The organism is Robertmurraya dakarensis (genome assembly GCF_900156875.1).
Classification (GTDB): Bacteria; Bacillota; Bacilli; order Bacillales; family Cytobacillaceae; genus Robertmurraya; species Robertmurraya dakarensis.
Genome location: NZ_LT707409.1, coordinates 3,040,434 through 3,060,321, shown reverse-complemented (window position 1 = coordinate 3,060,321; position 19,888 = coordinate 3,040,434). Strand labels below are relative to the sequence as shown.

At 42.3% G+C, this 19,888-nt stretch carries 15 protein-coding genes; 9 read left to right on the top strand and 6 right to left on the bottom strand.

The features are described 5' to 3' along the window. Positions 1-22 precede the first annotated feature (22 nt). Both CZ487_RS23715 and CZ487_RS23710 read right to left on the bottom strand, forming a co-directional pair. Positions 23-226 carry a hypothetical protein gene (locus CZ487_RS23715; RefSeq protein WP_077214835.1) on the bottom strand — a complete coding sequence of 68 codons (204 nt, stop codon included), beginning with the start codon at positions 224-226 and terminating at the stop codon, positions 23-25. A gap of 164 nt (positions 227-390) precedes the next feature. Then, complete coding sequence (locus tag CZ487_RS23710) at positions 391-2,685, bottom strand: S8 family peptidase (protein WP_084783361.1); 2,295 nt, start codon at positions 2,683-2,685, stop codon at positions 391-393. A 215-nt stretch (positions 2,686-2,900) separates the two neighbouring features. On the opposite strand from CZ487_RS23710, the gene CZ487_RS23705 reads away from it, so the two are divergent. Beyond that, a complete protein-coding gene (locus CZ487_RS23705; protein WP_077214834.1) occupies positions 2,901-5,672 on the top strand; it encodes an S-layer homology domain-containing protein in 2,772 nt (923 codons plus the stop codon). A 310-nt stretch (positions 5,673-5,982) separates the two neighbouring features. Here the strand turns inward: CZ487_RS23705 and CZ487_RS23700 are convergent, their stop codons facing one another. Continuing rightward, positions 5,983-7,665 (bottom strand): polysaccharide deacetylase family protein, encoded by a 1,683-nt coding sequence (locus tag CZ487_RS23700; protein WP_077214833.1) that lies wholly within the window; start codon positions 7,663-7,665, stop codon positions 5,983-5,985. A 218-nt stretch (positions 7,666-7,883) separates the two neighbouring features. Here CZ487_RS23700 and CZ487_RS23695 point away from each other — a divergent pair, with 218 nt between their 5' ends. From CZ487_RS23695 to CZ487_RS23665, 7 genes are all read left to right on the top strand, one after another. Beyond that, entirely contained in the window at positions 7,884-9,572 is a 1,689-nt protein-coding gene (locus tag CZ487_RS23695; protein ID WP_077214832.1) for an N-acetylmuramoyl-L-alanine amidase, read from the top strand. 189 nt (positions 9,573-9,761) lie between these two features. After that, complete coding sequence (locus CZ487_RS23690) at positions 9,762-10,925, top strand: polysaccharide pyruvyl transferase family protein (protein ID WP_077214831.1); 1,164 nt, start codon at positions 9,762-9,764, stop codon at positions 10,923-10,925. Then, entirely contained in the window at positions 10,915-12,018 is a 1,104-nt protein-coding gene (locus CZ487_RS23685; RefSeq protein WP_202617870.1) for a glycosyltransferase, read from the top strand. Before CZ487_RS23690 ends, CZ487_RS23685 begins: the two co-directional genes overlap by 11 nt. 6 nt (positions 12,019-12,024) lie before the next feature. Continuing rightward, entirely contained in the window at positions 12,025-12,504 is a 480-nt protein-coding gene (pssD, locus tag CZ487_RS23680; protein ID WP_077214830.1) for a PssD/Cps14F family polysaccharide biosynthesis glycosyltransferase, read from the top strand. Further along, the gene (gene pssE, locus CZ487_RS23675; RefSeq protein ID WP_077214829.1) at positions 12,501-12,983 is read left to right on the top strand and encodes a PssE/Cps14G family polysaccharide biosynthesis glycosyltransferase; all 483 of its coding nucleotides are present in this window, start codon (positions 12,501-12,503) and stop codon (positions 12,981-12,983) included. The genes pssD and pssE overlap by 4 nt, the downstream gene beginning before the upstream one ends. A 27-nt stretch (positions 12,984-13,010) precedes the next feature. After that, positions 13,011-14,534, top strand: a complete 1,524-nt coding sequence (gene murJ / locus CZ487_RS23670; protein WP_077214828.1) for a murein biosynthesis integral membrane protein MurJ — start codon at positions 13,011-13,013, stop codon at positions 14,532-14,534. 7 nt (positions 14,535-14,541) lie between these two features. Next, the gene (locus CZ487_RS23665; RefSeq protein ID WP_084783360.1) at positions 14,542-15,291 is read left to right on the top strand and encodes an S-layer homology domain-containing protein; all 750 of its coding nucleotides are present in this window, start codon (positions 14,542-14,544) and stop codon (positions 15,289-15,291) included. 265 nt (positions 15,292-15,556) lie between these two features. Here CZ487_RS23665 and CZ487_RS23660 read toward each other — a convergent pair whose 3' ends face one another. Next, positions 15,557-16,948, bottom strand: coding sequence for a SpoIID/LytB domain-containing protein (locus CZ487_RS23660; RefSeq protein WP_139339607.1), 1,392 nt, complete (start codon positions 16,946-16,948; stop codon positions 15,557-15,559). Positions 16,949-16,952: 4 nt separating this feature from the next. Beyond that, positions 16,953-17,165: a hypothetical protein gene (locus CZ487_RS23655; protein WP_077214827.1), complete on the bottom strand. Its 213-nt coding sequence runs from the start codon at positions 17,163-17,165 to the stop codon at positions 16,953-16,955. 318 nt (positions 17,166-17,483) lie between these two features. Here CZ487_RS23655 and CZ487_RS23650 point away from each other — a divergent pair, with 318 nt between their 5' ends. Further along, a complete protein-coding gene (locus CZ487_RS23650; protein WP_077214826.1) occupies positions 17,484-18,551 on the top strand; it encodes a glycosyltransferase family 4 protein in 1,068 nt (355 codons plus the stop codon). A 138-nt stretch (positions 18,552-18,689) separates the two neighbouring features. On the opposite strand, the gene CZ487_RS23645 is transcribed toward CZ487_RS23650, so the two are convergent. Beyond that, a complete protein-coding gene (locus CZ487_RS23645) occupies positions 18,690-19,736 on the bottom strand; it encodes an LCP family protein (protein WP_077214825.1) in 1,047 nt (348 codons plus the stop codon). Positions 19,737-19,888: the final 152 nt, after the last annotated feature.

Below are 19,888 nucleotides of genomic sequence, written 5' to 3'. Positions count from 1 at the left end.
TATGGCCATCAGGCGTTAAGCTTTAGCGATCTTTTTCACAAGAAAACGAATAATTCAAAGCCAAAAAATCCTTCTCCACTTTTGGTACGCCATCAATTTCATAACATTCGTCAGTGGCAAAATCGATTTCTTTATAATGAAAATATGATTGCATGCCCACTAAAAATAAAACCGTTAAAAAAGATAAGACACAGATAGTAATTATTGTTTTAATTGTCTTATTCAATAAATATCACCCCTAATAACTATGTATCGGCCCAACCACTGTCCATCCAGAGAAGACACTGTCCACCGCCGGTACCAGGTACCATCCATGGACAGTGTCCATGGGAGGTACCTGGTACCTTTTTATTTAAAAAGGTACCTTTTTATTTAAAACGCCTTCTTTATTTATAGCGCTGCCTCTTTTATCCGCGATAGCATGGCGGCGAATTGGGCTCGGGTGATGTGTTGGGTTGGCCGGTAGGCTTGTTGTTTGGTGATGATGCCGAGTGATGTTAGGTGCTGCACTTCGTCGTAGTATTCCGCGGATGGAGCAATGTCATGAAATTCATGACCCTTCCCGTCAAACGGCACTCCATCCAAGTCTAGTACACGTGCTAATATCAACGCCATCTGTCCGCGCGTCAGCGGATTTTCCGGCCTGAAAAACTGCCCGCTGCCTTCACGATACCCTTGTATAATTCCCTTTTGGTTCGCAGTCATGATCGCCAAATTGGCAGCCGTTAATTCACTGTTAACATCCTGAAAAGGGGACGAGTACGAATCCAACTCATCCCATTGAAACAGGCGGTTGAGCATCAACACGCTATGTTTCCGTGAAATCGGTGCATTCGGTTTGAAGCTGCCATCACCATAGCCGTTGATCATACCAGATTGAGATGCTTGAGAAATTTCCTTATAGGCCCAAAACGAAGCTGGAATATCAGAAAACGACGAGCTCTCAATCCTATAAGTATCCTGACCGACAGTTAAATGGTTAACCCCATAAACCTGCTTCTCATCATCAGTCACAATCGCAAAAAGTTTAACCAAGCCCTCAGAGTCAGCAACTCCCGAAAGATCAATTTCCATAATAGAATCTTCAATCTCACCTTCATCAATCACAACTTCATTTGCAAAAACCGTCAGCCTTTTACCAGTCCACTTCGAAGAGACGCCGATAAAATGCTCCTCACTGCTATCGAAGTCCTGGCCTTCCTTCAATGAAAGCCACTCAATTCCTTCTAAATCCAACGGCTCCGTGAGCATGTTTTTCATATTGACGATTCCGTAGCCGCTATCCTGATCATAACCGGGCTCCAAAACATCGTCACTTTTCTCAAATAAATGGTTCCGTAACGAAATTAAATCGACCCCAGGATATAAAGCCTTCATCATCGCCAACGTCCCTGTCACATATGGAGTAGCCATCGATGTTCCATTTAAGTATTGATACTCATGATTCAAATACGTGCTTAAAATATTAAAGCCAGGCGCGCTGATGTCAACTTCCCAGCCGTAATTCGAAGTAGAGACCTTCTGCAAATCCTCCGTTACCCCTGCGACCGTAATCACACCCGGATAAGCGGCAGGAAAAACTTGGTCTGTTGAAATATCCCAATTTCCGGCAGCAGCGACAATGGGAATATTGTGATTCAGCGCTTTTAGAACAGTCTCTTTCAGCGCTATCGTTTGCCCGCGCCCCGTAATGCTTAAATTGATCAAATCAACCTTTTTTTCAATCGCTTCATTAATGGCCTTGCTGATTTCAAAATCGCCGCCATAGCCATTCGCATCGAGCACCTTTAAAGGTAAAATATCAATCGGTGCGTTCCCGATGACGCCAGCCATCCCGATCCCGTTGTTGCTGCACGCAGCCAGAATTCCGGTCACATGTGTGCCATGTCCATTTTTATCCTCAGGATGCGTTAAGTTCTCTTTGTAATCCTTGCCGAGGCTATAGAGAACATTGCCGCAGAAATCCTCATGCAAAAAAACTCCCGAATCAATCACCGCAACAATCGAATGATTGACGCCTTCTACATTCACAATCCTTGGGGGCTGTTTCCATTCTTCTGCCGTTTCAATCACAACAGTAATCTCATCATAGGCCTTTTTTGGCAGCAGCACATCCAACTTTTCCAAAGCCCCCACATTTGAAGAGATCAACGTTCCTTTTCCATCAAAAACGCCTAACGTCCACAAACCTTCAATTTCCTCTAACTCAACCGAAACTCTCGATAGTGTCGTACCAGACAAATCAATCCTAAAAGAATCTGCAGAGAACGGAGCATTTTCATAAACCGTAACTTCACTATTAACCGTAAACTCCCGTCCCACTAGTTCATTTTTAGAAAGAGTAGAAGGAAAGGAAGCATAGTTGATGGCCTTCAAGCCCCATTGTTTTGGAAAAAGCGGGTCATCCACGTCAGGGAGGGCAGTCGCTGCCTTCCTGTAGTTGTGTTCAATATTTTCAATTTGAACGCCCGATGAAAGAGCATCCTTCTCCGTCGCACTCAGTTCAACCTTCAAAGCTCTCCCTAATTGATCCAAAACCTGATCAGGATGCGCTTCTTTAAACCCAGTTGCGGCATCTTCTGTAGAAAAATAAACAATCCACTCCTGCCTGCTTTCTTCTGCCCCAGCAGAGGAGAGGGTGAAAAAAAGCAGAAAGGTGAACAGACTTACAATTTTTAAAAGCATATAGGCACACTCCAGCTAGAAATATACTATTATTATACTTTATAAAAATCATAGAAGTAGATTTAATGCAAAGTTGGTAGAAAAAAGTAAAATGGTCATTTCTATTAAGACATTCTACTTATTGAAAATAATTCCCAAGTCTCATAGAATGGTAATTGACTAATTTGTAGAATGATAGCAGTTTTATGGGAAGTTTGTAGATATGGGGGAGAAGAATGAGGAAAAAACTAGAAAAATATTGTATGATCGCTGTTGCTTTTATCATGGTTATTTCAACACTAGTGGCACCAATAAGTGCTAGTGCGGAAAGTTCCCCTAGAGAGCAGTTTACCGTCACACCAGGTGTGGTTTACAAAGACATGCGGTTTGTGCAAAACTCAGCTCAACAGGCTAGTAGAATACTAGATATTGATTTAAATCAGCCTAATATTAAGGTAGAAATGGGAATTCCAAACCCAATTAACACCTTATCAACGGTTTCAGCACGGGCAAAAGCCGAAAGTGCTGAAGGGCATCGAGTCGTCGGCGCAGTCAATGCTTCATTTTTTCACACAAAAACAAAAATGCCAGCATACTTGGTAACGTGGAAGGAAAATGTTAAAACATTAGGTGTCATTTCCACAGGAGCCGACGAATTCATGAGTGTTCCAACTGCATTTGGAATCAATGCAGCAGGAAATGCCCAGATTGATAGCTTTGCGTATGACACGACGTTTGAAGTCAACGGTCAAAGCACGAAGGTCAATTCTATTAACAAGGCACGTACAGATTCAGAGATTATTGTGTACACTCCAAACTGGAGCTATTCCTCAACAAGAACCAATAGCTATGGAATGGAAATTATCGTTGAAAACACATCTGCACAATTAGATGAAGGAATTGAATTTGGCAAACCGATTACGGGTACGGTCAAGGCTGTGACGCCTTATGGACAAGCTGGAAACTCGGTCATTCCTAGTAACGGGTATGTCATTTCCATTCAAGGCGGCACACAGGCTGCTAAGTTTGCAAATGTCCAGCCTGGCCAAGAAATTAAGCTTAATGTGAATGTGGAAGATAAATGGAAAAATTCCGAGTTCATGCTTGCAAGCGGACCGATGCTTGTTAAAGATGGAAAAGTATCGATGACCATCAGCGAAAACAGCAGCCGCGCGAAAGAGGTAGCGCCAAGAACAGCTGTTGCAATGGATAAAAGCGGCAAAAGAGTTTTCCTTGTTACAGTAGATGGCCGTCAGTCAGGCTACAGCAAAGGCATGAACTTAAAGCAATTTGCGCAGTACTTGGTCAGCCTTGGGGCAGATCGTGCCATTAACCTTGATGGCGGCGGTTCAACGACGTTGGTGGCAAGAAAGCATGGAAATATTTATCCAACTGTCATGAACTCACCATCAGATGGCAGAGAAAGATCTGTTTCCACGATCCTGCAGGTAGTCAACACGGCGCCAACAGGACCGGCGACAACATTTGAATTCAAGAAAGCTTATGAAGGAACGCTTTTAAAAGGAACTTCAATTGAACTTCAACCACAGTATGCGATGGATGCAAACTATCACCATATCACAGTTGATCCAGCGCAAGTGACTTATAGTGTTGAAGGTGATGTTGGTACGATTGAAGGGAATAAATTCGTTGCAGCGAAAGAGGGCAGCGGCTATATCGTCGGGCGATACGGCAATGCGGTGAAAAAGGTCCCCGTATCAGTCACGGAAACTCCAGGGAAAGTAGAAATCAGCCCAGCGAACACCACGATGGGCCCTGGCAATTCAGCTTCATTCAGCGTGAAAGTCTACGATGAGAACGGGAAAGAATTAGTTCTCCCAGCTGGTACGGTACAATGGAGCGTCACAAATGGAATTGGTACGATCACACCTGATGGCGTCTTTACTGCCGGTACTGAAGCGAAAACAGGTACAGTGAAAGCGACTGTATTCAAATCCAGCGCGCAGGCATCCGTTACGATTGCCAATAAAGCAGAGATCATAAACACATTCGATGCAGCGTCAGCTTGGAAAGCGGAATCTGCTAAAGCAGACACGAAGCTATCTCTTGCATCAGGTTCAGAGCCGTATTTCCATGGCAGTACTTCTTTAAAAATGAATTATGATTTCACAGTCGGCGAAGCGGGAATTAAAGCATCTTATGCGGCGCTTACTAACCCAATCGCATTATCTGGAAATCCAAACTACATCGGCCTTTGGGTATATGGCGATGGTGCGAACCATTGGCTAAGAGGAAAGATTCTGGACGGATCTGGAACTGAGCATACCATCAACTTCACAGAAGAAGGACAGTTGAACTGGAAAGGCTGGAAATATGTACGCGCTGAAGTACCAGCTGGTCTCAAGCTTCCAGTGAAATTTTCAAAACTTTATGTAGCAGAATCGCTGGCAGAAAAACAAAATAAAGGCGTTCTTTACTTTGACAAACTCCAGGCTGAGTATGGAAACAGCTATGCTGAACCAATCTTTAATGATGTTCCAAACACTCACTGGGCGAAAAAGGAAATCGCTGATTTAAGTGAAGCGGGAATTATTACCGGCTACTCTAATGGTTATTTTAAACCTGAAAATACGTTGACTCGTGCGCATGCGGCTGTATTGCTGGTAAGAGCAATGGGGATTTCAACAGCAAATGTAACTGATCCAGGTTATAAGGATGTTTCCACTGATCATCAATACTATAAGGAAATTGCTGCAGTAAAACAAAGTGGTATCATGAGCGGGAAGAACAACAACACGATTTTCGACCCTAATGGTACACTGACAAGAGCGCAAATGGCGGCGATCTTAACTCGTGCCTACGGGTTAGAAGGAACCATCACGCCGGCATTTAACGACGTGTCAGCTGAATACTGGGCATACAAAGAAATCCATGCCCTCGCTGCAAGCGGCATTACAACAGGCTACAAAGCAGATCACACATTTAAACCAAATAACTTTGTAACAAGAGCACAATTTAGTGCATTTATCCATCGAGCGCAATTTTAGAAAGAAAAGCTCCACTTATTCTGATTTTGAGTAAGTGGAGTTTTTTTTGTTTGGGGCGCGTTTCTCTTAGTGCCCGGAATAGAACATTTATAGCAAAACTGGGCCATTAGGAAGTCTCTTATTGCCCAGCTTCCTTAAAAAAGTAACTTTGAAGGCCATTAGAAATTTCTAAAAGCCCAAGTTAGTTGTTTTTAGAGAAAAACGGTCCAATAGAATAACTCTATTAGCCCGTCATCAACGATTCTTCAAGAATATCGTCCTTAAACGAAAAAAAGGCACCCTCCAATCGGAGGATGCTCAAATGTCTCACCTATCTTGACCCACTCACAATGGCTGCAAAATCAGACATCGTTGTATATGGATATACCCCGAAGCGAGGAATTTCAAACGTATTGGTACCAGGTACCGCGTAGCCTGTTTTTGTCGTATAGGCAGATGTGTAGCCGGCCTTTTTCAGAAGACCTATCGTTTTCTCGCTGTATTGACCAAATGGGTAGCAAAAATAGCCTGTATTCACAAACTGTTTGCTGCGAACAAAATCACTAAGCACTTCATCTTCGGTTTTCGTTAACACATAAGAAGTGTATCCTTGTAACTGATGCAGTGCGGCTGTATGGCTTCCGATTTGAAAATGACTTTTCATTTCATTGATTTCTGGTTCGCTTAAACTTTGCGACCTGCTAGCAATAAAATGAGAAGGACTCGGCGTAATTCTATCCGTAATGATAAAGGCGCCGGCTTGGAATCCATATTGTTTTAGAATCGGCAAAGCATAAAAATGATTCGTTTTCAGACCGTCATCAAACGTAATTAAGACCGTTTTATCCTTCAGCTTAATTCGTCCCTTTAAATAATTCTCCATATCCGCCAGCGAAATCGTCTGATATCCGTAACGCGATAAGTAATTCATCTGCTCTGCGAAATTTTCCACATTCAAAATAACATTATTGTTCGGAAAAATGTTCTCTCTTTTTTGTAAAAGATGATGATACATCAGTACGGGAACTTTCTTCGCGTTTGTGGCAGCAATTTTATTAGGAAGCTTCACGGTATTATTTTTATGAATATAGCCGATCTTGCCTGCGACATCAATTCGATACCAATTGCCATAGACGCTTAATATTGGATAAGAGGTACCACTTGTTATTTTTGCAAAAGGAAGAAGAGAGCCTGTGCTGTTATCAACGACCGTTGTGTCGGTTGTGATCTTAACGACATCGCCAAGCGGGGCATAGTACTTGTTCTCCGCAATAATGGAAGATCCGGGCGCCTCTTTCGCTTTCACTTTAGCAATATAGCCCTTTGCATCACCGAACGAGATTTCCCACCAATTCTCACCAAATGGCCGAAGCAGCCGGAACGTTTGTCCTTTAAAAAGCTCCCCGACCTTCACCAGCGCACCTGTACGATTGTCGTATACCTCTGCCCGGTCGGATACAATCTCAAGTACCTTTCCTTGTGAGGCAGGAGGCTTCTCTTCGGGCTTTCCGAAAAACAAGGTATCATTTTTATGGACAAAGCCAATTCTGCCGGCCATATCAATCTTATACCAGTTGCCATAAGGTGAAATGATTGGGTACTGCACATCTTTAGAAATCACAGCAAATGGAATAAGGCTTCCTGTGCTGTTGTCATAAACGATCAAATCCGCCTGCGCTTTAATGCTTTCTCCCGACAACACCTCAATCGTTTTTTCATTGCGGAGCTCAGCGGTTGTAACCTCTTTGACATCTTTACTAGGAACATAGCCTGTAGAATTTCCAAAAGTGATTTCATACCAGTTTGTTCCAAAAGGACGAAGGGACTGGTACACTTCTCCTTTGACCAATTCTCCTACTTTTACAAGAGATCCTGAGCTATTATCATAGATCGGAATCTTTTCTGCGACCCCTTCAAGGAGTGGCCCGCCCTCATTTGCAGCTGCTTTTCCTTCACCAATAAATGGAAGGAGACACGCCAAAAACAGCAAAAAATAGTAATACTTTTTTCTCATAAAACACACCTGAATTCAAAATATTGGATATTGGTAATCTATTAAAATATTCTACCATCACAAATCCTTTTAACCAAATTTTTTACAAGATTCCCTAAAAATATAGTCTTTAGTCCTAAATTAAATTACAGTCGTGTAAAGTTTTACCGAATTATGGTCGGAACCACAAAATTTTGGTAGACTAGTAGGGAACAATTATTGTAGAAAGGAGGACCAATATGTTGAAAGGTGTCAAATTATATGGGGTTGTTTGTCTTGTTGTGATGGGCTTGATACTATCATCATTTTCGATTTCGGCATTTGCTGCCAGCAAGAATGTATTTGGAGATGTACCAGACTCGTTTTGGGCTAAGTCAGAAATTGAATTTTTACATAAACAAGAGATCATCAATGGCTATGAAGTGAAAAATGGACAGCTGTTCCGTCCGAACAATAGTGTAACAAGGGCGCAGGCTGCCAAAATGATCATGATCGCATTGGGCGACCCGGACATGAAAGTGAAAGAGTCTAAATTTAAAGATGTACCAAGTGATCATTGGGCGTCAGAATGGATTGCAGCTGCCAACGAACTAGGCATTATTAGCGGCTACGAGGATGGTAACTTTAAGCCGGAGAACTACTTGACAAGAGCGCAAATGAGTAAAATTCTTACGGTAGCGTTTGGTCTTGATCTCGCAGCAGCACAGGAAAAGGACATCGTTTTTCGAGATATTAATCAAGGCTTCTGGGCGGCATCTTATATTAATACTTTGTATTATAATGGGATTTCGAACGGCAGCGGAAATTACTTTAAACCAAATGATAAAATTACGAGGGCGCAGTTCTCTGTCTTTATCAGCCGGGTATTAGAAGATGAATTCAGAGTTCCTCCAGAAGGAACTGAGAATGACCCAGCGCCGGCACCGGAGCCAAAACCGGAGCCAACGCCAGAGCCTGTTCCAGAGCCGGAACCAGTGCCTGAACCAGAACCAACACCAACTCCGGAACCAGTTCCTGCTCCAGAAGATGACAAAGAATCAGCTGAGGAGCCAGCACCTGCACCAGAGGAGGACGAGGAATCAACTGAAGAGCCAGTTGAGGAACCGGTTGAAGAGCCAGTCGAAGAACCAACTCCTGAGCCAGCGCCAGAACCAGCTCCACAGCTGGGAGAAGCAATCGCTACTGGAACGGTTACAGCAAACTCACTAAATGTGCGTGCTGAAGGAAATGCGGATGCAGCTATCCTAGGAAAGCTTGGTCTAGGGGCAGAGGTTACGGTATACAGCATTACGAATAACTGGGCAAAGATCGGTCACAATAACGGAATTGGCTATGTTCATAAAGCTTATTTGAAGCTAAAAAATCTTAAAGGTGATGCGTTAAAGGATCGAATCATTGTTGTTGATGCAGGTCACGGCGGGAAAGATCCTGGGACTCTTTATGGAAACATCTATGAAAAGGACATCGTGATTAATGTAGCTAAGCTCGTGCAGCAGAAGCTTGAAAATAGCGGCGCTAAGGTAGTCATGACAAGATCGGACGATTCGTTCCCAAGCCTTCAAGACCGTGTGGATATTACAAAGGAACATTATGCTGAGCTATTTGTGAGCATCCATGTAAATGCAGCGGGCTCGTCGGCGCAAGGTACAGAAACGTATTACGATACTTCTGAAAATGATAACGGCGTTGAAAGCCGTAATCTTGCAGAAGAAATTCAAAAACAAATCATTGAGCTAGTGGGTACGAATGACCGGGGCATCAAAGATAATGAGTTTTACGTCATTCGAAATCAATACATCCCAAGTGTGTTAGTCGAGCTTGGTTTTATTACAAATTCGGAGGATCTTTCTAAGCTGACCTCTGCTACTTATCAAGAACTATATGCGGAAGCCATTTTTAGAGGGATCAAAAATTACTACAGTGAATGAGAGTAAAGAACGGCTGAACCAAAAACAGTCGTTCTTTGTTTTTCTTCTTTCAGTAAAATTTGGTATAATGTTTTATGCGAAAATAAGTAGATATTGTCGAGGGGCAACTCATTTATTTTTCGGGAAATAAAACGAATAAAAAAGAAGTCTGTCACTTTTTGGTGAACAACGATAATAAGGTGTATGTCAATGAAAATTGGAATTATTGGGAACTACGGGCATGATAACAATGGAGACGAAGCCATTCTGCAAGGGATCTTGACGCAGCTGGTGGATGAGCTGGGTATTAATTCAGATGATATCGTCATTTTCAGCAATAACCCCGACAATACAAAAAGCAGATACGGCCTGCAGACAGTGAAGCTCCTGCATAAGCGGGGCTCGCTCCTGAAGTCCATGATGGCGACAATCGCGCATAACCGAAAGATTATTTCCGGCCTCAATCTTCTTATCATCGGCGGCGGAGGTCTTCTCATGGATATGTACAAGCGCGATGCTCCCCTGTATTCGTCACATGCCATGCTGGGGCGTTTAACAGGCTGCAAGGTGATTATTTACGGAGTTGGGGCAGGGCCGATCACGACCAAGCCGGGTACTTTTCTGATTAAAAAAATGATTTCAAGCGCTGAAAGTGTATCGGTCCGCGATACAAAGTCGAAGGAGCTGCTAGAGTCAATCGGGGTAACAAAGCCCGTACATGTGATAGCAGATCCAGCTTTTCAGCTGGGCAAACAGGTTGATCGGCAGCCTACATCCTCTGTGAAAAATATTGGTGTGACCGCAGTTCCTTATTTCAGCAAAGATTATTGGCCGACGAGCGACGAGGCTATCTACCGTAACTATGTAAATGGAATGGCGGCTAATCTTGATGTGTTGATTGAAAAGCACGGTGTAAATGTCACGTTCTTTTCTACTAAATTTCCTCAAGATGTCAAAGTGACAGAGGAGATTTTTGAAGTAATGAAGCATCGTGACCATGTTACGATCCTGAAGGATAACCTTCATCCTCCAGAGCTTGTTTCAATTTGCCAAAAACAGGATATTCTGATAGGAACTCGACTTCATTCATTAATATTGGCTGTAGCGGCGAAAACGCCGGTTATTGGAATTGGCTATCACCAGAAAGTGAAAGATTTTTTGAAAAAAATTGATAGAGAACAAGGCTTTGTTGATATTCAGGATCTTCATGAACATCCACATCTGCTGGATGCTATTGTTGAGAAATATAAAGAAAACTGGATGAGGGAGCAGGAAGAGATTGCTGCGATATCGATGCAACAGCAAGAAGAGGCTGAAGCAGGCATACAGCAAATACGGCAAGCCCTTATGTTAGGTGGGAAATATGAGTCGTAAAAATGTGTTAGTGATAACCAATATGTATCCTACAGATGAGCATAAAAGCTTTGGCGTCTTCGTTAAGAACCAGGTTGAGGCCTTACGGGAGAGGGACTTGACGGTTGATGTGGCTGGAATTACGAATCCAAAGTCCGGCAAAGTGAACGTGCTGAAAAAATATTCGCGATGGTTTTTACAGACGCTGAAAAAGTTCATCACAAGCGGGAAAAAATATGATGTCGTTCATGCTCATTATGTGTTTCCAAGCGGGTTATTAGGGTATTATTTTAAAAAATGGTTTGGAACACGCTTGATTGTGACCGCTCATGGCGGCGATATTGATAAGATGGCGCGGAAAAGTACGAAAATTTTTAACTTGACGAAAAAAATTCTTCATGAAGCTGACCATGTTATTGCCGTTGGGCAAGAACTGTATGATACAATTTTAAAAGAGTTTGAAGTGCCTGCCGAAAAACTTTCTATTATTAATATGGGTGTGAATCGAAAGGTATTTAAGCCTGTTGCAAAGGAAGAGGCAAAAAAGGCATGCCGTTTGGAAGGAAACACGAAGCCGATTCTATTTGTTGGCAATTTGATCAAGCAGAAAGGTCTGCTAGAATTGGCAGATGCGTTGCCGGGCATAGTCAGTGTGGAACCTAATGTTCATTTGTATTTGATCGGACCAAGCAACGATGGTGCCTTTAAACAAGAACTAGAAAATAAGATACACTCATTAAACATAGAATCCCATGTGACCTTTTTAGGAGTGAAAGACCAGCGAGAGATTGCGAACTGGATGGCGGCAGCAGAAGTGTTTGTACTGCCTTCCCATATTGAAGGTTTCGGGCTGGTTGCGCTTGAAGCGATGTCTTGCGGTACGCCGGTTGTGGGAAGTGATGTCGGCGGGTTAAAGTATCTGCTCGCAGATGGAGCTGGCAGGTTAGTTCCGCCGAAGAATTCACAGGCGCTTGAAGAAGGGATACTGCATTTACTTACTTCTGCGGAAGATAGAGAAATGTTCATAAAGAATGGGGAAAATAAAGCAGAGGAAAACGACCAGGAACGGATGCTTAATCGGGTTATGGACGTCTATTTTCCTACTGGAGGGTAGGACTTGATGAAAAATAAAAAAAGAAAAAAAGTACTGTTTATATCTTCTTTAGGTGGCCACTTAACGCAGCTTCTTCAGCTGGAGCCTTTGTTTAAGGAATACGACTACCATATTGTCACGGAAAACTCTGTGATCACAAAGGAATTGCAAAAACAGTACAATATGTCTTTTTTAGTGTATGGGGCACGGAATTACCCATTTAAATACATTTTTAAATTCAGCTACAATGTGTTCAAATCACTGTTCATTTTTCTGCGTGAAAAGCCGGACGTGATTGTCTCAACGGGGGCCCATACCGCGGTACCGATGTGCTATATTGCCAAGCTTTTTCGAAAAAAAGTGATCTTCATCGAAAGCTTTGCGAAAACATCGACACCTACGATTTCGGGGAAGATGATTTATCCAATTGCTGATCTTTTTATTGTACAGTGGGAGGGAATGCTGAAGCATTATCCTAACGCTGTTTATGGAGGTTCAATCTATTGATATTTGTCGTGTTAGGAACTCATGAACTCCCTTTTAACCGGTTGTTAAAGGAAATCGAAAACCAGATTCAGAATGGGAATATTAATGAAGAAGTCATGGTGCAGGCGGGGCATACAAAATACCGCACGCCGCTGATGGAATTTATGAAATTCACTACCTATGAAGAAATGACAAAATTGTATGATGAGGCGAGTTTCATCATCACCCATGGCGGTACCGGGTCGATTACGCTTGGGGTTAAAATGGGCAAGAAAGTGATCGCTGTACCAAGACTGATGAAGTATAACGAGCATAATGATGACCATCAAATCGAAATCGTCCGTCAATTTGTGGCATCTGGCCATATCTTGTCGTGGTCGGATGGTGAAGATTTAGGGGATGTTCTCGAGAAGGTAAAAACCTTCGAGCCTATTCCGTACCGAAGCGGGAAGAAGGAAATCCTTTCGATCATCAAAAACTTTATTGATCAGCAGGTCTGATACCCTTTATAGGAAGGCTGGGTCGCAATGAATACAAATAAGCTTTTAAAAATCATTGGTGCCGTAGCCGTTATTAATTTAATTTCCCGCTTTTTCGGCTTTGTCCGCGAAGTCGTCATCGGCTATCATTTTGGAACTTCATTTTTGGCGGATAGTGTCATTACGGCCTATACGATTCCAAATTTCTTATATATTGTTGCCGGCGGTGCGATTACAACCGCCTTTATCAGCGTTTTTAATAAAGCGGGCAACCCGCTCGTGCAAACGCAAATCAGAGAAGTTATTTTTACGTATACGTTAATCCTGTTCTCGCTGATCAGCGCAGCGTTTTTTCTATTTCCAGACTTTTGGATCGAGCTGTTTTTCATGGGCTTAAATCCTGAGGAAGTGGAAGTCACAGGGAGCTTGTTTAGAATCATGGCTCCAGCGACACTCTTGCTGATTCTCTCGATGTTTTATTCGGGGATTCTGAATGTCAACGACCGTTTCCAAATCACCGCGACAGCGCCGCTTATGAATAATCTTCTATTTGTACTTATAGCCCTAGTTTTGTTCCCGATCCTGCACGAACATGCATACGGATGGGGAGCTCTCATCGGGGCCGTTGTGATGATTTTGATGCTGGTTGTGAATTTACGGAAAATCGGGATTTCGGCATTCCGTTTTCGTTTTTATATGGAAAAAAAGGATCATCTGTTTCGCTTCTTAAAAATTGCGATTCCGATTCTGCTAGGCGGAGCCACGCTGCAATTTTACTTTTTGGTGCATCGGGTGTTTGCATCCTCGCTTGAAGCAGGGTATATTGCGGCCCTCAATTATGCTTCCAAATTGGTGCAGCTGCCGCAATCGATATTGATGTCTGCTGTAACAACCGTCATTTACCCGCTGATTGCTCGAAAAATTTCAGAGGGAAAGCAGCAGGAGCTTTCAAAAATGTATGGCGATGGCATCCAATATTTACTGTTTCTCATGATTCCGTCAACGGTATTCCTCTACTTTTACTCAGAAGATATCGTGACGGTGATTTTTGAATATGGGACATTTGATCGTGAGTCGTCGATCATCACAAGCGGACTGTTGGAAATTTTCGTATTTGGGATGTTTGCTCACGCAGCTAACCTCTATGTGACACGGTTCTTTTATGCAATGGAACGGGCGGTGCTTCCGGTCATCAGCGGTGTGCTGGCGGTGTTTGGATTGAATATCCTCATTGTCGTCGTCTTTATTGATGGATATGGGGCTGCGTCGATTGCGTGGGGAACAACGATCAGTGCTTATTTTCAATTAATCATCTTGATGTTTGCGGCGAGAAGGTCGCTGAAGTTGAAATTGGATAGTAAAATTAATTTGCTCAAGCAATTTATTTTAGCAGCTTTGCTAGCAGGCTTGGGACTAGCTGTCGCAAGCACGTTGACGCTTTCGTCGTCGATTTTGAATCTATTAGCAGGATTGCTCATAATCGGATCAGGGTTTATAATCGGAGCATATCTATTACGCATAAAAGAGATTCAAAAGATATTGTCATTGGGAAGAGGAAGAAAACGGGGGTAGAACTACTATGAAGATGTGGAAGAAAGGATTCTTTTTTGTCTGCTGTTCATTGGTGCTAGCATCATGTTCTTCTATTGAAAAAGAAACAACGGCCGAGGCTCCATTGGAGGCCGCTTCAGTAGAGTGGGTAGATGAAGAAGTTAAGAGTCTATCTAAAGATACAGCGGATTTAGATGAGAGAATCGCGAAGCTCGAGAAAGAAATCGGTGACGTGTCAGCATCAGAGCCGGTTGTTTTTGAGGATGTTCAGCCTGACTATTGGGCTTACAAGGAAATTATGAATCTATCAGACAACGGGATTATTAAAGGCTACCCGGATGTAGGGCTTTTTTACCCGGAAAGATCGATCACGCGCTATCAAGCGGCATCGATGATTATTAAGGCGTTAGATCTGCCGTTATCGGACAGCCCTTCTGTGTTTAAGGATGTTAGTAAGAGTCATCCAGGAATGGCGGAAATTATGACCGTGTACGAGCATGGAATTTTCAATGGCAGCAACGGCAGCTTCTTGCCGAATGAACCGATGAAGCGCCGCCACATGGCAATGGTACTGCAGCGAGCTTTTGAATTAGAAGAGACAGATGTGGAAGTTGCAGATTATCGTGATGTAAATCCTGACCTTGATGGCTATGATGCAATCAAGATCATCAGCCAGCACGGAATCGCAACCGGCAGCAACGGCAGCTTCATGCCGGAAAGCCCAACGAAGCGTTCGCAGTTCTCCGCGTTCATTTACCGGACATTGCAGGTTAAATAATAGTAGGAAGAAGGAAGGAGTCTTTTGGGAGGGCTCCTTTTTTTGGTGAAAAGACAAGTCTAAAGGACCTCTAAGGGCGTTTTTTATTGAAAATGGGACATAAGCCATCTTCTATAGGACAACATTGTTGTCTTTTTCCTAAAAACGGGTCATAAGACTTCTTCTAAAAGCCCGAAATCAACTTTTCCTTGCTCAAACGGTCCTTAAGACTGCCAGTCACACACAAAAAAGCCGCCGACCACCCGTCGACAGCTTTTCCTCAAATCTAATTCATCTTTTTAACTTCAATCCCAGTATAATAATGCTTCAAAATCTGATCATAGCTATGTCCAGATTCAGCCATGCCTTTAGCTCCCCACTGACTCATCCCTAGAAGATGACCCCAGCCATCGCCGCTAAAGGTAAACGTCTTTGGACCAGTTGGCACAAGCTTTGAACTGCTGGCCGTTTTAACAGGCAGATTCAAATCCTCAACAGTAACTTCTTTCCCAGAAGCGTCTTTGATTTTATAACCTGTCAAATAGGATGTGCTTTCATCCTTGCCATTAGCTAAACGAATTTTATGTGAAGAATCCACCGAAACATCAAATTTAATGCTCTTTAAAGAAGTTCCAAAAATCGAACGGAATCGGTCCGGCGTAGTCGCATACTTTGGCAGCAAGTCCATCTTCGTAATAGAATCCGTACTGCGATTATAAATGCTTGCCTGCATCTGCTGAACGGCGCTGCTAGGTCCTCTCTTTGTAACCTCTAACCCAAGAAGCATCTGATCGGCATTTAAGCCGAGGCTCTTTTTTATAGTATCTGCATTAGCGGTCGTACTCCATCCGTAGTGACTTGTATTTACATCATATGGATCTGGGACAGCTTTGATGTATGGCACGGCGCTGCTCCAAACATTTTCACTATTTTCCGTGTGGCCGCCTGAGCTTGAATGGAAAACGGCGTTAATTGGCACATTATTATAAGTTGCAAAAATGCCGGCAGTCGCTTCAATCGCCTTATTGGAATTTGCGTGCTCACTTGACTTTCCACCATACACTTGGTTGCTCACAGTCATTTCTAAATAGCCTTTCGCTTTGTTGCTTTGAATTTGCGTATGTGCATAGCTGCGGGCTGCAACTGATTGCGCCTTTAAGGCTTCTAGATGCCAGCTTGCAGGCATTTCACTTGGTACAACCCCTTTTAAATAATCTTCCATGTCGAGGATATTAAAAAGGGTAGGCGGGGTGCTTCCGCTGCCAGGTCGAATTTCCATCGAACCTCTGTATTTAACAGGCTTCACACCTTGTGCCGTATTGATGCCGGTCACTTCGACATCATTGTCGGCACTGTATTGGATTTCGTTAATATCGATCCCTTTTACAGAAGTGAAGCTTTCTGATGCTGTTAAAATTTGTAAAGCACCATCTTTTTGGGTTACGGACAAAAATGAATAGGGAATAATCGTATTATTATCAAGATTGACGATTTCATACAGCCCATTAATTTTTAATGAAAATGTATTTGTAGGTAACAATTTGACCTTAACTTCCGTCTTATATGTGACAGGATTCGATAAAGTTGTCCCAGAAGCGTCCGCTTGTCCAAATGGGAACAATAACAAAATGGCTAAAACAGCTGCAAGGGAGGTTTTACGATACATACATTTATTCATTGAATTAATTTCCTTTCTTTAGTTCAATGACTTGTTTTTCCAGCTGTTCTACTCGGTTTTCCAATTCCTCGACCTTGTCCTGGAGCGGGTTAAGCTCGGTCATAACCCATTCAACACTCGCAATCACTGTTTCACTTGCAGCGGAAATCTTCGGGATGGAGATGAGTGATATTAAAACTAACGCGGTTAAAAAACCAGTAAGCAATTTCTTTTTCATTAAATTTCTACCTCCTAAACTTTGTAAATATTAAGGTAGAATCTATTATATCAAAATTTGCAAGAATATGAGATTATAAATTATGTTAATGGAGGAATTGTCGAAAATCTGAGCTTTTTCGATAAAAATAGTATTCTCAAGTTTGGGTTACTATGTTATAATCCTCGTGGTACTTGTATATATCTAAATTTGGTAGGATACAAGATTTGAAGATCACAAATGTTAAAAAATTCATGAAATACTGTAATTTTGGAATCAGCCAATGTACTGTTTAACAATCATTACTTTTTGGCAAGATATAATCTAAGGAGGGTCTTCATGTTCTACTTGACCTTATTGATTTGCTTTATAAGTTCCATCCTGATAACTCCTTTAGTAAAAAAATTAGCCTTTAAAATAGGCGCAACAGATAAACCGAACCAACGTAAAGTACACCAAAAAATCATGCCGAGACTTGGCGGGCTCGCGATCTTCATCAGTTTCTTAATTGGATTCATGATCTGGGATTGGGGTCAATATTCAGAATATGCCATGGCCATCATGATTGGAAGCACGATTATCATCATAACTGGAATTCTGGACGATATGATGGAATTATCGGCCAAAGTAAAATTTGGCGGTCAATTAATTGCAGCTGCTGTTGTCGTCATACTTGGTGGCATTCAGCTTGAATTCATTGACGTTCCTTTTTTCGGTCAAATTAACTTTGGTTTCCTTGAGATTCCAATTACCATACTTTGGATTGTCGGCATCACAAATGCCATCAACCTGATTGATGGACTTGACGGACTTGCAGCCGGGGTTTCATCCATCGCGTTAATCGCCATTTCTGGAATGGCGATGTTTATGGGATATGGATTTGTCTCTGTGATGGGAGCGATTGTATTCGCAAGTACACTTGGATTCTTGCTCTATAATTTCCACCCGGCAAAGATTTTTATGGGAGACACGGGGGCGTTGTTCTTAGGCTTTATGATCTCGGTGTTGTCACTCCTAGGGTTTAAGGAATTAACACTTATCTCGTTAATTATCCCTGTTATTATCCTCGGAGTTCCAATTTCTGATACATTATTTGCGATCATCCGCAGAATTGTGAACAAGCAGCCGATCTCGGCTCCAGACAAGTCGCATTTGCATCATTGCTTGTTAAAGGTAGGCTTTACACACAGACAGACGGTGTTAATCATATACGCAATCGCAGCGTTCTTTGCGCTGGTAGCAGTCATTTTCTCACAGGCAAAGATTTGGGGAGCGGTAATCCTTGTTGCGGTGCTCGTAGTCTTAATCGAAATATTTGCTGAAAAAATTGGTCTCGTTGGAAAAGACCATAAGCCATTACTCAAATTCATGCGCGGATTACGATATTCCGCAGCGAAAGACAGATAAACAAAAGAGGCTGACTCAAAAGGTTCTATGACCTTATGGAGTCAGCCTTTTTATTTGTGGTTTTTTATAAGGTGCGTGCCAAACTGTTCCGACTACTACTGTATTGCACAAAAAAAACTTAGCCAAAAATGGCTAAGTTTAATAATTAACGCTATCGTCTTCTGAATCCTCTTTCACATACCCGTTTGTTTCTGTTCCAGAACCTGTTTCCTCAATTAATTGTAAGTGTACCTGAAGCTTCTGCTTTGTTTCATCAAGCGCTTCTTCGTCTAGAGCATAAACATATTTCGGGCCAACATAATCATCGTATCCGGCTAGTGTAATCGTTTCGATGTCCAAGCCTGTTCCTGCAGTTGCGTAGTTCACAAATGATTTCATTTCCTTAAATGAAATATCCGTTGACATATTATCACCGACGGCTTCCATGACGTCATCGTATTTCGATAACGACTGTACGTTGACCGCTTTTTTCATAATCGCCTTAATGATTTCTTGCTGACGCTTTCCGCGTTCAATATCATTATCCTTCATTCTCGTACGAGCCAATGCTAATGCTTCTTCGCCATTCAGCTCCTGAAGCCCTGCTTGCAGTCTAATTGCGTTATGACGGTCCTGTGAGTCCTTTTCATTTAAAGCGTATGGAACTTCGACCTCGATGCCGCCTAAAGCATCAATTACATCGATGAATGCATTAAAATTCATTTTCACATAATAATCAACAGGAATATCTAAAAATCCTTCAACCGTTTCAATGGTTGATTTCACACCGCCATTTGCATGTGCGTGTGTGATTTTATCTTTATACCCTAATTCCGGTACGAATACGTAGGAATCACGGGGGATACTGACTAATTTAATTGATTTCTCTTCTTTATTTAATGTAGCAAGCATCAGTGCATCTGAGCGGGAGCTGCTGTTATAATCACGAACTTCACTATCATCAACACCGATAAAGAGAATAGAAGTGCTATCCTCAACGGGATCTACTGCTACTTCTCTCGTTGTCTCACGTTCAACTGGCTGATAGGAATCCTCCATGACGGATTCTGCTTTGCTGTATAAAAATGCCCCATAGGCTGTTCCACTGAGGATCAAGACCATAAAAGGCAGTAAAACCCACTTAAATATGCGTCTGCGTCTTTTTCGAATTCGATTTCTTTTCTTCATGACTCGATTATTTGTCATAAAAAATCCCCTTTATAGAAAGATTAGTCTATTAATGTCATAGATTGTAAACTAGTAAACTATAAACCAACTACCATTTTACAATTTTTTTACTCTCTCGTAAAATGAAAGTTTTACAACAGAAGGGGAATTATTGAAGAAAATGGTCTGCA

Coding starts and splice junctions, on each gene's coding strand:
- CZ487_RS23710 (WP_084783361.1), bottom strand. CDS start 2,685: ATGCTTTTAAAAATTGTAAGTCTGTTCACCTTTCTGCTTTTTTTCACC.
- CZ487_RS23705 (WP_077214834.1), top strand. CDS start 2,901: ATGAGGAAAAAACTAGAAAAATATTGTATGATCGCTGTTGCTTTTATC.
- CZ487_RS23700 (WP_077214833.1), bottom strand. CDS start 7,665: ATGAGAAAAAAGTATTACTATTTTTTGCTGTTTTTGGCGTGTCTCCTT.
- CZ487_RS23695 (WP_077214832.1), top strand. CDS start 7,884: ATGTTGAAAGGTGTCAAATTATATGGGGTTGTTTGTCTTGTTGTGATG.
- CZ487_RS23690 (WP_077214831.1), top strand. CDS start 9,762: ATGAAAATTGGAATTATTGGGAACTACGGGCATGATAACAATGGAGAC.
- CZ487_RS23685 (WP_202617870.1), top strand. CDS start 10,915: ATGAGTCGTAAAAATGTGTTAGTGATAACCAATATGTATCCTACAGAT.
- pssD (WP_077214830.1), top strand. CDS start 12,025: ATGAAAAATAAAAAAAGAAAAAAAGTACTGTTTATATCTTCTTTAGGT.
- murJ (WP_077214828.1), top strand. CDS start 13,011: ATGAATACAAATAAGCTTTTAAAAATCATTGGTGCCGTAGCCGTTATT.
- CZ487_RS23665 (WP_084783360.1), top strand. CDS start 14,542: ATGAAGATGTGGAAGAAAGGATTCTTTTTTGTCTGCTGTTCATTGGTG.
- CZ487_RS23660 (WP_139339607.1), bottom strand. CDS start 16,948: ATGAATAAATGTATGTATCGTAAAACCTCCCTTGCAGCTGTTTTAGCC.
- CZ487_RS23655 (WP_077214827.1), bottom strand. CDS start 17,165: ATGAAAAAGAAATTGCTTACTGGTTTTTTAACCGCGTTAGTTTTAATA.
- CZ487_RS23650 (WP_077214826.1), top strand. CDS start 17,484: ATGTTCTACTTGACCTTATTGATTTGCTTTATAAGTTCCATCCTGATA.
- CZ487_RS23645 (WP_077214825.1), bottom strand. CDS start 19,736: ATGACAAATAATCGAGTCATGAAGAAAAGAAATCGAATTCGAAAAAGA.